The sequence below is a fragment of the Lentimicrobiaceae bacterium genome, from assembly GCA_023227965.1.
Lineage (GTDB): Bacteria > Bacteroidota > Bacteroidia > Bacteroidales > JALOCA01 > JALOCA01.
Window position 1 is genome coordinate 34,288 of sequence record JALOCA010000014.1, and the last position, 14,070, is coordinate 48,357.

Here is a 14,070-nt window from a genome sequence, read left to right on the forward strand (position 1 = left end):
ACTATTCACATAACTTGGTGAAAGAATAGTATGAAAAAGAAGAAAAAATTAAGTTTTATAGGAAAAATATTTCTTTTTTTTAATCTTATCGTAATAGTTTTATTATTATTATCATATACTGCAAGTTGGATTCCTCCCGACAGGTGGTGGGCTTTTTCTTTTTTAGGAATTGCCTACCCGGTATTTTTTGTTATCAACGTCGTATTTGTTGTAATATGGTTGATTACCAGTAGAAAAAAATATTTTCTTCTTTCACTTTTTGCATTACTTTTGGGTTGGAACCATATCCGGTCGTACGTCAGTTTTCATAGTAAAACTCCTGAAGAAACCATAAGCCCCCGCTTAAAAATTATGTCGTTCAATGTTCGTATGTTTGACCTTTATAATTGGGAAAATCAAAAAAACATTTATACCCGTAACAGTATTTTTGATCTTATTAAAAAGAAAGACCCTGATATTTTATGCATCCAGGAATTTTTTTCCGATTCTGATAAGAAACGTAATTTCAATACCCTTGACACTCTTGTTAAATTGCAGAGGGCTAAATATGCCCATGTGGATTATTTTAAAAATTTTAACCGATTAGAGCATTGGGGCATGGTAACCTTCAGCGCTTACCCCATTATAAAAATGGATCGTTTCCAATTTTGCAACAGCGAGAATAACTATATGATATACACTGATATATTGTACATGGGTGATACACTACGTGTTTTTAATATCCATTTTGAATCTATCAGGTTGGGGAAAGAGGATTTGCTATTTGTTGAAGATGTTACTGGTAATACTGCAGAAAAACAAGATATTACATTTGGAACAAAAAAAATATACTGGAAGCTGAAAGCTGCTTTTCAAAAAAGGGCGAAACAGGCGAGAGAAGCTGTAGAACTTATCAAAAAATCACCCCATCCTGTACTTGTTTGTGGCGATTTTAACGATACTCCTTCTTCTTATGTTTATCATCAAATGACTCAACAGCTTAATGATGCTTTTGTTACTAGTGGAAATGGATTGGGAAAAACCTATGCGGGAAATATTCCTTCATTCAGAATAGATTACATATTATACGACAATCATTTTAACGCTTATAATTTTCAGATCATTAAAAAAAAGTTTTCTGATCATTTTCCCGTCAGTTGTGTTTTACAACCTAAAATGGAAATTAAATAAACTCCATGTGGGTTTCTTTAAGGTATTTCTCTTCTAAAAGGCGTGCTATTCGTCTGACAACGGTGCGCCGGATTTCGAGTTCGACAGGTAAATTGGGATCCTGATGAGCAATGTTAATTCGAGTACCAATAATAAAAAAAATTTCATCACTTTCAAGAAGCATTTTTGTAATTTTATCGGCAGGACCTTTTGAAAATTTATAGTTATTTGTATAAACACGAAGAATTTCAGCTACTTTCCCCAGTGTAAGGATGCCTTCAGTTACAAGGTCAATACTTGGCATGAATGAAATAGGTGGTAAATCCGGGTCGTCAAAATCGAAGCTGTCCTGAATTTCGAGTTGAAGCTCTCTTGCAATAATATCGCTGGTAGTAGCTCCGGAAATAATTTTTTTGCCGTTGAAATTTTTTACCCTTTCAGCTAATTTTTTGTCATTTTCTTCTTCAAAAGGAGGACCTGTGCAAACGAGTAAAGTTCTGGGCTGCCTGAAATAAATTACTGCGCAGCTACTGTCGTCTTTTGAATGGTAATGGTCGTTAATGTGTGCAAAATTAACTACTTTGGCTGCAAGACGAGTTGCCGAAAGGGTAGGCTCATGGGTAATCAGTTCGTGAACATACTCCTGCAGGTTATCGCGGCCCCAGCCAAAAAGATATTTATCACTTCCCAATCCCGATTGGGTTATGCCATCGGAACAGAAAATAATACGGTCTTCCTTTTCAGGGTAAAAGCTACAGTATAATAATTCTTTACCTGCATTTTTTTCTCCTTCCATCATAATACAATTCCATTCAGGTTCGTAAATTTTATTTTTCCTGATGATAATAGCATGAGGATTGTCGTATTCAAGAATTTTTGTTTCTCCATCATATTCTATGTCTATGATGGTAAAGGTGGCATAGCTCATTTTTCGGTCGCTGCAAACCGGTAAGGTGTGCATAATTATGTCGGCTATTTTTTGAAAATCACGATGTTCTTCAGTAAAATTGAGCGCCATGGTAGCCGTTAATGTGGAAAGCATGTTGGCTTTTACGCCATGTCCCATTCCATCGCTCAGTACGGCAATAATGCGGTTTTCTTCTTTTATTTTTTTAGAAAGGAAAATATCTCCGCAAATTCGCTCGCCTTCATGATTTTTTTGCTGACAGTTTACTTCAATGAAAAAATCTGATTTCATGATTTTCCGGTTTCTTTATGCGATTCAATTACAGAGTTTAGCATTTTTTCTGTTTTTGAGGCTCCTTCTCCCAGCAGAAAGGCGATTTGCTGTACCATTGCCAGGTTTTGTTCTATTACATCATTTACCCTGTTTATCACTTCTTCTTTACGAACTTCCGGAGTATACATATCACGGATAATGGCTCCTACGATTTTGTTCTTCTTAAGTGTAAAAACGGAAACATTCAATAAGCTGTCATTGTTGTGAATATCGCGATTGATAATATCTTCCCCGTTTTCAATTACATAGGAAAAAAGTTTGTAGAATTGGAAGTTGAGAAGGGTCTTTAAATCTGCACCTTTTAATCCCGGAATTACCTCATTTATTTCCTTTGCCTCTTCACCCAGAATATTGATAAAGCTTTGGTTTGATTCAAGGATTTTTAGTTTTTCATCTACCAGTACAACTGCTGAAGGTAATTTTTGCAGCATGGCAGAGGTTTGTTCCAGGGCTTCCTGGGTAGCTTGTTGTTCTTGGCGGGCTAATGTTTCCGACATTTTCAGGGCTTCCTGGGTTTTGGCAAGTTTTTCATTAGTAATTTTCAGTGTTTTAATATATTCATGTTTACTTTTGAGTGAATAATTATTGCACATATCCGTTTTTGCAAGCCCCTGTGCCACTGCCACCGCAAAATGCCTGCACGACTCAAAACCGCAAGAGCTGCATCCTTTTTCACCGGATTCTTCCTTGCCCATAATATTTAATACTTCCTGTATTTTTTCTTCATCAGGAAAAGGTAAACGCTGGTCGTCATTGGTAAAGCTGCAGCCCAAATCGAGCGATTTATATTTGCTAACATGTGCTGCCCAACTTTTTTTGTCAAAATTTTTCAACCTTTTGTTGGCATAATCTACCACGAGTCGTTTTCTGATAAATTTTTTCCCATCATGACTCATTCCTGGCCCCATCATACAGCCTTCGCAATAAAATATATTAAAATGCTCACAAATAGCTTCAAGGTTTTGGTCAAATTCTTTTATGGCTTCTATGGTTTCATTTCTTCCTTCTGAGGTTACAATGTTACCTGTCAGGAGATTTTCATCGAGACCGGCACATTGCAAAATTCCGTTACTCACGGGAAATAATGCGCCTTTATAGCCCAGAGGAGAGTCGAAATCAGAAAATTCGAGTTGACTCTCTTTTATATTAAATATATCAAAAAGTTTGCGTAATTCGGGGAAAGTCAGTGCAACATCAATTTTTGCATCTCCATCGTATCTAAAAATTTCTTCTTTTGCAGCAATACAGGGTCCGATAAAAACAATTTTTACTGAGTTTCCATAAAGTTGATGGATAACTTTAGCAGTAGCTATTTTGGGTGAAACAAGAGGAGCAAGATTTTCGATTAATTCTGGATAATATTTTTCAACCATTGTAAAAACCGGTGGGCAATTACTTGTAATATAGTACTTTCCTCTGAAGTCAGAAAACAATTCTGCATATTTATGGGCAACAAGGTCAACTCCGAAGGCTGCCTCAACGACGTATTTGAACCCCATTGCTCTTATCATGGTTACAAATTTCCGGTAGTCGGTAATATCGTCAAATTCACCCGGAATAGACGGAGAAAGAATTGCGGCAATTTCTTTATTCTGTTGCAACAAATCCATTACTTCACGGGTTGAGTCCCTGTAACCAATAGCTTGAGTTGGACATGCACGGTAACAGTTACCGCAACCTATACAACGGTCGTGTATTACGGTAGGAAACTCCTGATTGGGCTTTACTACAATGGCTTTTACCGGGCATGCTCTTACGCAGGCATAACAAACCGTACATTTACTGTTCTCTATCAAAATTAAAGGTGTTGTCATGTGTTTCCCGCCTAGTTTATTTTAAAAAGTATTTTTTTAATATGTCAACAACATTTTCGATATCAAATTTTTCGATTATTTTACCATTTATTGAAATATTGGGACCTTTATCACATTGTTTGAAACAATGGGCACCGTGAAAATACACTCTGTCAGTTAACTTATTTTCTGAAAGAAACTGTGTAATCATTTTAACAATATTTTTATTACCTCTTGCAAAACAAGAACTTCCTAAACATATTTTAATTTCGTGCCTTTCGCTCATGGCTTATACATGCAGTACTAAAAAATCGAAAATCAAATGTATAAAATTTATTATCATCGGTTGCGTTTCCCTAATTTTAAAATGTACAATAAAATTATTTTAATTCATTATAAATTACCTAATTTTAAATCACGGATAAATAGTCATAAATAATTGAAATTCAGGTAATAAAAAAATGTGTCTGGAGTTTCAATACTGTTATTATTATAACATTGTTATATTTATAACAAATAAAGTGCAATAATAGTTTAGGAATGATTAAATTTGTGATGGCAATTTTAAATAAAAAAACGTTTCTATGCATACTTCCATAGAAGAAATAATCAAAAAGCATCTGCGAAACCAGAAAGATAACCTTATCACTGTTTTACAGGAGATACAGGACGAATTTGGATATATTTCCGAAGAATCGCTCATAAAAGTTGGCGAATACCTGCGAATGCCGGCAAGCAAAATATATGGTATTGCTACTTTTTACGACCAGTTTCGTTTCGAGCCAAAAGGCAAGCACCATATTTGTATTTGTAGGGGCACAGCCTGCCATGTAATTAGCTCAGGTACCATTTTACGGGAATTTGAAAAACAATTAAAAATCAAAGCAGGACAAACTACGCGCGACGGTGTATTCAGCCTCGAGGTTGTGCAATGTGTGGGTGCCTGCAGTTTGGCTCCGGTAATTTCAATAAATGGTAAATTTTATTCAAAAATAACCCAAACTAGCATTAAGGAAATTATTCAGGAATGTAAACAAAAGGAGATGTAACATGGAAACGATAGCATCAAACCCCAACAGTCAGTTCCTGATTAATGAAGTTTTACTTGCCGAAACAGGCGTGTATGCAAAGGAAATAAATGAAAGACTTTTATTGATCACCCGGAATAAAATTACTCATCCGGTTATTTACATTGGTATGGGTACCTGCGGAAAAGTAGCAGGAGCAGAATACACAAAACAGGCTATTATTCAATATATAGACGAGAAAAAACTCAACGTTGAAGTAATTGAAGTCGGATGTATCGGTTTATGCTCGGCAGAACCTTTAGTTAACGTACAGTTACCGGGCAAAGCAAGGGTATCTTTTGAAAAAATAACTTCTGATAAGGTGGACACTCTTCTTGATGGCATTTTTAATTATTCTGTACCTTCTGAATATGTACTCGGGCAGTTTCCGCATGCCAACCATGAGGAGTGGGATGGAGTGCCTTATTTTTTCAACCATCCTTTTTTTGCCACACAAAAAAGAATTGTTTTACAGAACTGCGGTATCATTGATCCCTTATCAATAGAGGATTATATCGCAAGAGGGGGATACCGTGCTTTTATAAAAACCATTACAAAGTTTACATCTGAAAAGGTATGTGAAACGGTAGAACAAAGCGGATTGAGGGGAAGAGGCGGTGGCGGTTTTTTTACGGGGGAAAAATGGAAAATTGCCCATTCCTCTGCCGGAGACGAAAAATTCCTTATTTGTAATGCAGATGAAAGTGATCCCGGAGCCTTTATGGACAGGGCAATCATCGAAGGCGATCCGCACAGGCTGATTGAGGGTATCGCAATAGCTGCTTATGCCATAGGAGCCACCAAAGCTTTTATCTATATCAGAGCTGAATACATTCTGGCACTTGAACGATTGAAAAAAGCTATATTACAGGCAAAAGAATTCGGATTGTTGGGCGAAAATATTTATAACAGTGGATTTAACCTGCATTTGATTGTGAAACAAGGTGCAGGAGCATTTGTCTGTGGAGAAGAAACAGCACTTATCAATTCTATTGAGGGAAAACGCGGTCAGCCCCGCTCAAAACCTCCTTACCCAGCAGTAGAAGGATTGTACAATAAACCTACTGTGGTAAACAATGTGGAAACCCTTGCCAATATTCCTTCAATTATTGAAAACGGGGCTCTTTGGTTCAACGAAATCGGGACAGGAAATAGTAAGGGAACTAAGGTATTTGCCATGACCGGGAAAATCCGGAATGCGGGTTTGGTTGAAATTCCGATGGGAACCACTTTGCGACATATTATTTTTGATATCTGCGATGGAATCCGCGAAATGAAAGAATTGAAAGCTGTACACATCGGGGGACCTTCTGGTAGCTGTATTACACCACAAAATCTTGATATAGAAATAGACTATGACTCACTTATCGGAATAGGTGCTATCATGGGATCGGGCGGGATGGTTGTGATGGATGAAAATACCTGTATGGTGGATATTGCCAAATACTTTATGAATTTTTTGCAACGGGAAAGTTGTGGAAAGTGTATCCCCTGCAGAGAAGGAACCCGAAGGATGCACGAAATACTGGAAAATATTACTAAACGTCCTTCTAATGAGAGTGGATATGAAACTCTTGAACGCTTTAAAGGGATTATGCAATTGGAAAGTCTTGCCGAAGTAATCCGTACTACTTCGCTTTGTGGCTTAGGACAAACGGCACCCAATCCCTTGCTTAGCACACTTAAATGGTTCAGAGAAGAATATGAAGAACATATTTTTGACAGAAAATGTAAAGCCGGAGTTTGTAAGGATCTTCGTTTGTTTTATATAGACGTGGATAAATGTACAGGTTGCACTCTTTGTATCAAAAAATGCCCTGCCGATGCCATTATTGGTACACCTCGTTCGCCCCACTTTATTATCGAAGAAAAATGTACAGGATGTGGAATATGCTATGACATCTGCAAATTTGTTGCTATTTCGGTTAAATAAATATTCAAAGCAATGATCATCAATATAGAAGTTAATAATAAGTCTATAAAAGCCAAAAGGGGAGAAACCATACTGTCGGCGCTTTCCCGCAATGGAATTTCCATTCCTGTGTTGTGCCATATGGACGGACTTGATGCTACCGGTTCGTGCCGTATGTGTGTTGTGGAAGTAGAAAACTTACCCAATCTCATTCCTGCCTGCTCATATCCGGTGGAAGAATGGATGAAAATATGGACGCATTCTCCTAAGGTAGTCAATGCCCGTAAAACTATAGTGGAATTATTGCTGTCAAACCACCCCGACGATTGTCTGTATTGTGAAAGAAACGGAAGCTGTGAACTGCAAAATTTTGCTATCGAACTCAATGTAAGAGAAAGGCGTTTTCCGGGTAAAAAAAATAAATACAAAACCGATCCCTCAAGTGCAAGCCTTGTACGTGACCCTGCCAAATGTGTTTTATGTGGAAGGTGCGTTCGTATGTGCGACGAAATACTCGATATTGCCGCCATTGATTTTATCGGGAGGGGAAATAAAAGTCTTATCACCCCTGCACTCAGCAAGCCGCTCAATCTTTCCAACTGTATAAACTGTGGTCAATGTATTATGGTTTGTCCCACAGGTGCCCTGCACGAAAAAATTCATTTCCGCGAACTCCAGGATGCTCTGCATAATCCTAATCTGCATGTGGTAATTCAATATTCATCTGCTGTACCGATAACACTTGCCGATGAATTTGGCATAAAGCCCGGAAAGGATATTCATGGTAAACTTAATGCCGCTTTACGGAAAATCGGGTTTGATAAAGTGTTCGAAACGGCTTTTGCAGTTGACCTTTCCATCATTGAGCAAAGTGAAGAATTGATTCAGCGACTGCAGAACAAAGAAAAACTGCCCATGTTTACCAGTTGTTGCCCGGGTTGGATAAAATATATCGAACAGTTTAGTCCTGATTTTATTGAAAATATTTCCACCTGCAAGTCGCCCCAGCAGATGTTGGGTGCAGTGTTGAACAGTTATTATGCCGAAATCCAGAATATACCTGCAGAAAAAATTTACAGTGTTTCGGTGATGCCCTGTACTGCCAAGAAATTTGAAGCCCAACGTGAACAAATGACACACAAAGGCATTTCTGATGTGGATGCCGTTCTTACAACCCGTGAATTGATAAAACTCATCACTTTAAATGGGATTAATATTACCCAATGCGAACCCGAACTTCCTGATCTCCCGTTCCGGAACAGAAGCAGTGCAGGTAAAATAGTAAGTGCAAGTGGTGGAATGCTCGAAGCAGTATTGCGAACAATATACTTTAAACTTACAGGGAAAGAATTACCCGGTTTAAAAATTAATGAAATAAGAGGAAGCAAGGGGTACAAGGAAGCAAAATTAAAAATTGGAAACCATGTTCTTGGCGTAGCTGCCGTAAATGGGATGGGCTCTGTACGCAAATTGCTTAACGAACTTGCCAACGGACGAAATGATCTGCATTTTATTGAAGTGATGGCTTGCCCCGGAGGTTGCATTAATGGTGGCGGGCAGCCTCTTTATAAAGACATCGCTACATTAAAAAACCGGGCAAAATCTTTGTATGATGCCGATGAAATTGAATCTATCAGGGTTGCACACAAAAATACCGGGGTTAATGAACTATACCAAAACTTTTTTACGACTCCGCTTAGCGAAAAATGCCAGCAATATTTGCATACCACTTATAAAAAACGTGAAGTACTTTTATAAATCAGCAATATGATCAGTACATCCGATAAAAAACATCTTGTTTACACCATCAAAGAAAAATGTAGGGTTTGCTATACCTGTGTCAGGGAATGTCCTTCTAAAGCCATAAAAATCATTCATGGGCAGGCAGAAGTAATTTCAGACCGGTGCGTTGCCTGCGGAAATTGCATAAAAGTTTGCAGCCAGTATGCAAAAGTTTTTCGGAAAGATATTGCACAAATGTTTACACTTCTTGATGCCGAGGAAAAAGTTATAGCCATGATTGCACCGAGTTTCCCTGCTGAATTTAGTGAGTTTGAGAATTATCAGACGTTTATTGGAATGGTACGTGCACTGGGATTTTATAAGGTAGTAGAAGTGGCTTTCGGCGCCGACCTTGTAGCCATGCAGTACAAGAAAATACTGCTAAACCGGAATGCAGTTCCCTGTATAACATCTGATTGCCCCGCAATTGTATCGTATATCGAAAAATACCATCCCGATTTAATATCTAACTTGGCTCCGATAATTTCGCCTATGGTGGCGATGAACAGGGTGGTAAGAAACAAATATGGCAGCGATGTGAAAATTGTTTTTATCGGACCCTGTATAGCTAAAAAAGCCGAATCGGAAGAAATTGACTGTGTGATTACTTTTCGCGAATTGCGGGAAGTTTTCAAAATGAAGAATATCAGCACTCAAAATACAATAGCTTCGGTATTTGATCCTCCGCTGGGAGGGAAAGGAGGGATTTTTCCTGTAAATCGTGGATTATTGCGCACAATTGATATTGAAGAGGATATCCTTGATGGAAACATCGTTGTTGCCGAGGGAAGAAACAATTTTCAGGAAGCTATTCGCGAATTTGAAGCCAAATTGGTGGAACAGGAACACCTTGAACTGTTGTGCTGCGATGGTTGTATTATGGGACCAGGAATGTCACCTTATCCGTTCTTTTCAGGAAACAGTCATCGTTTTACTAAAAAATCGAGGGTAAGGAAATATGTTTTACAGAAACTCGAAAAATTCGACCTGATGGAGTGGGAAAGAAATGTGAGAGAGTTTGCTGGTATTGATTTTTCGAAAACATTTGTAAACCATGATATGCGCCCAAATAAACCTCCAAAACAACAAATAGATGAGGTTTATATAAGTATGGGGAAAACAAATCCCCAGGATCATCTCGATTGCGGAGTTTGCGGATATGATTCCTGCGAAGAACATGCCATCGCAATAATAAAAGGACTTGCCGAGGTTGAAATGTGTTTGCCCTATGCAATTGAAAAATTACATAATTCTGTAAGAGAGCTTAATGATTCAAATGCAAAGTTAGCTTCTGCTCAACAGGCATTGAAACAGAGCGAAAAATTGGCAAGTCTTGGACAGCTTTCGGCAGGAATTGCTCATGAACTGAACAATCCGCTTGGAGTAATTACCATGTACAGTAATATTTTAAAAGATGATGCACTCGAAAACGACCCTATAAGAAAAGATCTTGAGCTTATAGTTGATCAGGCTGACCGTTGTAAAAAAATTGTCAGCGGTCTGCTTAATTTTGCACGCAAAAACCAGGTGAATTTTGAAGAATTGAATGTGAATAAACTTATGGAGAAAAGTATCAGCTCGGTAATTGTGCCTAAAAATGTGAAAATTTCACTCAATACGATTAATAAAAACCCGATAGGGATGCTTGACAAAGATCAAATGACACAAGTGTTTACCAACCTGATTAAAAATGCGGTAGAAGCTATGCCATCCGGCGGAAAAATCAGTATTACCATTAACGATACAAACGATGAGATGCTGTTCAGCGTTTCGGACTCAGGTACGGGTATTGCTCCTGAAAATATGGGAAAACTTTTCACTCCCTTCTTTACAACCAAAGGCATAGGAAAAGGTACCGGATTGGGCTTGCCTATCATCTATGGTATAGTGAAAATGCACAAAGGCAGCATAGTAGTAAATTCAAATAATAACCCTGAAAAAGGTTCCACAGGAACAACTTTCAAAATAACATTACCAAGAGTTCACACTGATTAACAATAAAAATACAACTGGATAATAAAAATTAAAATTTAATGATATGGCTAAAAAAAATATATTAATCGTTGATGATGATATTGATTATCTGTTTCAGATGAAAACGAAAGTGGAACAATTCGGATTTTCTACCATCACTGCCGAAAGCCAGAAAGAAGCCGAACAGATAATAGAAACTACCAAACCGGACCTTGCTATTCTTGACCTGATGATGGAAAATGACGACAGCGGTTTCATTCTCAGTTATAAAATCAAGAAAAAATATCCGGATGTACCCATAATAATTGCTACAGCGGTAACTGCAGAAACCGGTATGACTTTCGACGTAAGGGCAGAGGAAGATAAAGTTTGGATAAAAGCCGATCTTTTCCTCGATAAAGGGATTCGTGCCGACCAGCTACAGCGCGAAATCAACAAATTGTTAAAAATATAAAAAATGGCAACTTTTAAATTATTGGTTGTTGACGACGAACCGGGAATACGTTCGGGGGTAAGCCGTATTTTGCAAAATTTTAAGGTGGATTATCCATTTATGGATGAACACATAGACTACCAGGTGCTGGAAGCCGAAAGTGGTGAAGCGGGTATAGAAATTATTGATACAGAAATGCCCGATATTATCCTGCTCGACAATAAACTTCCGGGAATACAGGGAGTAGAAGTGCTGGAATATGTGAAAAAACGGCAATATGATATTATCGTAATAATGATAACCTCGTATGCATCGCTCGAACTGGCTGTTAAAGCCACCCGTGATGGTGCCTATGATTTTATTCCCAAGCCTTTCACACCACAGGAATTACGTTCATCGCTCGAAAACATTACCAAACAGCTTTTTCTGAAGCGGATGACGCAAAAACTCAACAAAGCAGGCAAAGAAATCCGCTTTCAGTTTTTGTCGGTGTTGTCGCACGAATTGAAAGCCCCGCTTAATGCTGTGGAGGGGTACTGCCGCATGATACGCGAAAAACAATTTGGCGAAAATGTGGATGCATATACAGAGATGCTCGACCGTTCTCTCGAACGCATACAAGGTATGCGCAACCTGATAATGGATATGCTCGATCTTACAAAAATTGAATCAGGCAAACCTACCCAACATCTTACAATGGTTGATATTAATGCCATAGCACGCAATGCTATGGATACCATGCGCCCTTATGCTATTCAGAAAGACGTGGATATGTATCTGAATACAAAGGAAAGTATAATCATGACAGCCGACAACGATGAAATTGAAATTATTTTCAACAATTTAATATCGAATGCCGTAAAATACAATAAAGAAGGAGGACGCGTTGATTGTTCTGTACGGCGCGAAAAGGATAGTGTTAAAATAATAATATCCGATACAGGAATAGGAATAAGCCAGGAAGATTCCGAACGCATCTTCCAGGATTTTGTACGCATAAAAAACCAGGAAACAAAAAATATTACCGGTAGCGGGCTGGGACTTTCCATCGTCAGAAAAATAGTTGATATGTATAAAGGCGATATCGAAGTTCAAAGTACCCCTGGCAAAGGAAGTACATTTACCATTACTTTACCCGTTGACTAATCTAATTAATTACGAATGAAAAAACTACCCGACAAAACCGTAGAACGTTTAAGCCAATACCGTCGTACTTTATACCAATGTCTTAACATAGGAAAACGCTATATTTTTTCTCATGAACTCGGAAATCTGCTGCATCTTACTTCAGTGCAGGTGCGCAGAGACATCATGCTCATCGGACATTCCGGAACACAACGCCAGGGATACGATATTAAAGACCTAATCCAAACTATAGGTTCCATCATTGACTCCCCTCAGGGGCAGAAAGTAGTTGTGGTGGGTATAGGAAATCTTGGGCGTGCTTTAATGGGATATTTCAGCGGTAAACGTACCCAATTATCCATCGTTGCAGCTTTTGATACCAATCCTGATAAAATTAACCGCGTTTTTGCCGGTGTGCCCTGCTATCCCAATGAAAATCTTTCTGAAATAATCAAAAAGGAAAATATAAGCATAGGTATTATAACTGTTCCGGCAAGTGAAGCCGTTCAGGTTGCCGAAACTCTTGTAAGTGCAGGTATCAGAGGATTGCTGAATTTTACTCCCAAACCCATTAATGTTCCTCCGCATGTTTACCTTGAGGAGTTTGATATGATAACATCTCTTGAAAAAGTGGCTTATTTTGTAAAACAATGAAAATATTTCATAATTTAGAGGATATAAGGAATATTAAAAAACCGGTGGTAACTACCGGCTCATTTGATGGTGTGCATGTGGGACATAAAACAATTATCCGACGAATTAATACCCTTGCCCGGCAAATTGGTGGTGAATCCGTGCTCGTTACTTTCCATCCGCATCCGCGCAAAGTGCTATATCCCGATACAGCAGGGAAAAATCTGCTACTTATCAATTCGCAGGAGGAAAAAATAGAACTGCTTCGCAAAACAGGACTCGACAATCTTGTAATCATCAATTTTACCATCGAATTTTCCCGTTTGTCTTCCATTGACTTTATCCGGAATATTCTTGTGGGGAAACTCCATGCAAGCATAGTGGTAATAGGGTTCAACCATCACTTCGGGCACAATGCCGAAGGGGATTTTAATTATTTATATGAGTTAGGGAAATACTATAATTTTAAAGTAGAGGAAATTCCCGAACAGGATATCCACAACGAAACCGTAAGCTCAACTCTTATCCGGAATGCACTGCTCGAAGGGAAAATTGAAAGGGCAACAGCTTATCTTGACCATCATTACATGATAATCGGGAAAATGTTTAAAATGGAGGAATCGCTTGTGTTTGCCGATTTTCCTACCATCAATATCCTGATAGAAGAAGAATGTAAACTTATTCCTCCCGATGGTGTGTATGCAGTGAGTGCACAGCTAAAAGATGCCGTTTACAAGGGTTTGGTGAACATTAAAAACTTTTCACAGAAAAATGAACGTAGCCTGAAGGATATATCTGTTGAATTGCACGCTTTTGGAACAGATACCTATCCCACAGACGAAAATGTAACCCTGTTGTTTGCCAAACGCATACGCGACGAAAGAACTTTTTCTGGTTTGGAAGAGTTGAAAAAGCAATTAGCAAGTGATAAAGCCATAGTGGAGGACTTGATTTATTGATAA

12 protein-coding genes are annotated in these 14,070 nt (G+C 38.3%); 9 read left to right on the forward strand and 3 right to left on the reverse strand.

Annotation, left to right across the window (positions count from 1 at the left end):
- Positions 1-30: 30 nt before the first annotated feature.
- Positions 31-1,170 (forward strand): endonuclease/exonuclease/phosphatase family protein, encoded by a 1,140-nt coding sequence (locus M0R21_06515; GenBank protein MCK9617474.1) that lies wholly within the window; start codon positions 31-33, stop codon positions 1,168-1,170.
- Here the strand turns inward: M0R21_06515 and M0R21_06520 are convergent.
- Genes M0R21_06520 through M0R21_06530 form a run of 3 tightly spaced genes read right to left on the reverse strand, consistent with a single transcriptional unit; the run spans position 1,163 to position 4,468 of the window.
- A complete protein-coding gene (locus M0R21_06520; GenBank protein MCK9617475.1) occupies positions 1,163-2,347 on the reverse strand; it encodes a SpoIIE family protein phosphatase in 1,185 nt (394 codons plus the stop codon). The genes M0R21_06515 and M0R21_06520 overlap by 8 nt on opposite strands.
- Positions 2,344-4,203 carry a 4Fe-4S binding protein gene (locus M0R21_06525; protein MCK9617476.1) on the reverse strand — a complete coding sequence of 620 codons (1,860 nt, stop codon included), beginning with the start codon at positions 4,201-4,203 and terminating at the stop codon, positions 2,344-2,346. The genes M0R21_06520 and M0R21_06525 overlap by 4 nt, the downstream gene beginning before the upstream one ends.
- A gap of 16 nt (positions 4,204-4,219) precedes the next feature.
- Positions 4,220-4,468: an NAD(P)H-dependent oxidoreductase subunit E gene (locus tag M0R21_06530; GenBank protein MCK9617477.1), complete on the reverse strand. Its 249-nt coding sequence runs from the start codon at positions 4,466-4,468 to the stop codon at positions 4,220-4,222.
- Between the two features lie 298 nt (positions 4,469-4,766).
- On the opposite strand from M0R21_06530, the gene nuoE reads away from it, so the two are divergent.
- Genes nuoE through M0R21_06570 form a run of 8 tightly spaced genes read left to right on the forward strand, consistent with a single transcriptional unit; the run spans position 4,767 to position 14,067 of the window.
- The gene (gene nuoE / locus M0R21_06535; protein MCK9617478.1) at positions 4,767-5,231 is read left to right on the forward strand and encodes an NADH-quinone oxidoreductase subunit NuoE; all 465 of its coding nucleotides are present in this window, start codon (positions 4,767-4,769) and stop codon (positions 5,229-5,231) included.
- A gap of 1 nt (position 5,232) precedes the next feature.
- A complete protein-coding gene (locus M0R21_06540) occupies positions 5,233-7,182 on the forward strand; it encodes a 4Fe-4S binding protein (protein MCK9617479.1) in 1,950 nt (649 codons plus the stop codon).
- 12 nt (positions 7,183-7,194) lie between these two features.
- Positions 7,195-8,919, forward strand: a complete 1,725-nt coding sequence (locus M0R21_06545; protein ID MCK9617480.1) for a [FeFe] hydrogenase, group A — start codon at positions 7,195-7,197, stop codon at positions 8,917-8,919.
- A 9-nt stretch (positions 8,920-8,928) separates the two neighbouring features.
- On the forward strand, positions 8,929-10,938 hold the full coding sequence (locus tag M0R21_06550; protein MCK9617481.1) for an ATP-binding protein: 2,010 nt from the start codon (positions 8,929-8,931) through the stop codon (positions 10,936-10,938).
- Between the two features lie 43 nt (positions 10,939-10,981).
- Entirely contained in the window at positions 10,982-11,371 is a 390-nt protein-coding gene (locus tag M0R21_06555) for a response regulator (protein ID MCK9617482.1), read from the forward strand.
- A gap of 3 nt (positions 11,372-11,374) precedes the next feature.
- Complete coding sequence (locus tag M0R21_06560; protein MCK9617483.1) at positions 11,375-12,496, forward strand: hybrid sensor histidine kinase/response regulator; 1,122 nt, start codon at positions 11,375-11,377, stop codon at positions 12,494-12,496.
- Positions 12,497-12,511: 15 nt separating this feature from the next.
- Entirely contained in the window at positions 12,512-13,129 is a 618-nt protein-coding gene (locus tag M0R21_06565; GenBank protein MCK9617484.1) for a redox-sensing transcriptional repressor Rex, read from the forward strand.
- The gene (locus M0R21_06570) at positions 13,126-14,067 is read left to right on the forward strand and encodes a bifunctional riboflavin kinase/FMN adenylyltransferase (GenBank protein MCK9617485.1); all 942 of its coding nucleotides are present in this window, start codon (positions 13,126-13,128) and stop codon (positions 14,065-14,067) included. Before M0R21_06565 ends, M0R21_06570 begins: the two co-directional genes overlap by 4 nt.
- The last annotated feature ends 3 nt before the right edge of the window (positions 14,068-14,070 follow it).

What these genes read in the sequence shown, in the direction of transcription:
- M0R21_06540 (MCK9617479.1), top strand. Translation starts at nt 5,233, where the DNA reads ATGGAAACGATAGCATCAAACCCCAACAGTCAGTTCCTGATTAATGAA.
- M0R21_06525 (MCK9617476.1), bottom strand. Translation starts at nt 4,203, where the DNA reads ATGACAACACCTTTAATTTTGATAGAGAACAGTAAATGTACGGTTTGT.
- nuoE (MCK9617478.1), top strand. Translation starts at nt 4,767, where the DNA reads ATGCATACTTCCATAGAAGAAATAATCAAAAAGCATCTGCGAAACCAG.
- M0R21_06530 (MCK9617477.1), bottom strand. Translation starts at nt 4,468, where the DNA reads ATGAGCGAAAGGCACGAAATTAAAATATGTTTAGGAAGTTCTTGTTTT.
- M0R21_06545 (MCK9617480.1), top strand. Translation starts at nt 7,195, where the DNA reads ATGATCATCAATATAGAAGTTAATAATAAGTCTATAAAAGCCAAAAGG.
- M0R21_06515 (MCK9617474.1), top strand. Translation starts at nt 31, where the DNA reads ATGAAAAAGAAGAAAAAATTAAGTTTTATAGGAAAAATATTTCTTTTT.
- M0R21_06565 (MCK9617484.1), top strand. Translation starts at nt 12,512, where the DNA reads ATGAAAAAACTACCCGACAAAACCGTAGAACGTTTAAGCCAATACCGT.
- M0R21_06560 (MCK9617483.1), top strand. Translation starts at nt 11,375, where the DNA reads ATGGCAACTTTTAAATTATTGGTTGTTGACGACGAACCGGGAATACGT.
- M0R21_06550 (MCK9617481.1), top strand. Translation starts at nt 8,929, where the DNA reads ATGATCAGTACATCCGATAAAAAACATCTTGTTTACACCATCAAAGAA.
- M0R21_06555 (MCK9617482.1), top strand. Translation starts at nt 10,982, where the DNA reads ATGGCTAAAAAAAATATATTAATCGTTGATGATGATATTGATTATCTG.
- M0R21_06570 (MCK9617485.1), top strand. Translation starts at nt 13,126, where the DNA reads ATGAAAATATTTCATAATTTAGAGGATATAAGGAATATTAAAAAACCG.
- M0R21_06520 (MCK9617475.1), bottom strand. Translation starts at nt 2,347, where the DNA reads ATGAAATCAGATTTTTTCATTGAAGTAAACTGTCAGCAAAAAAATCAT.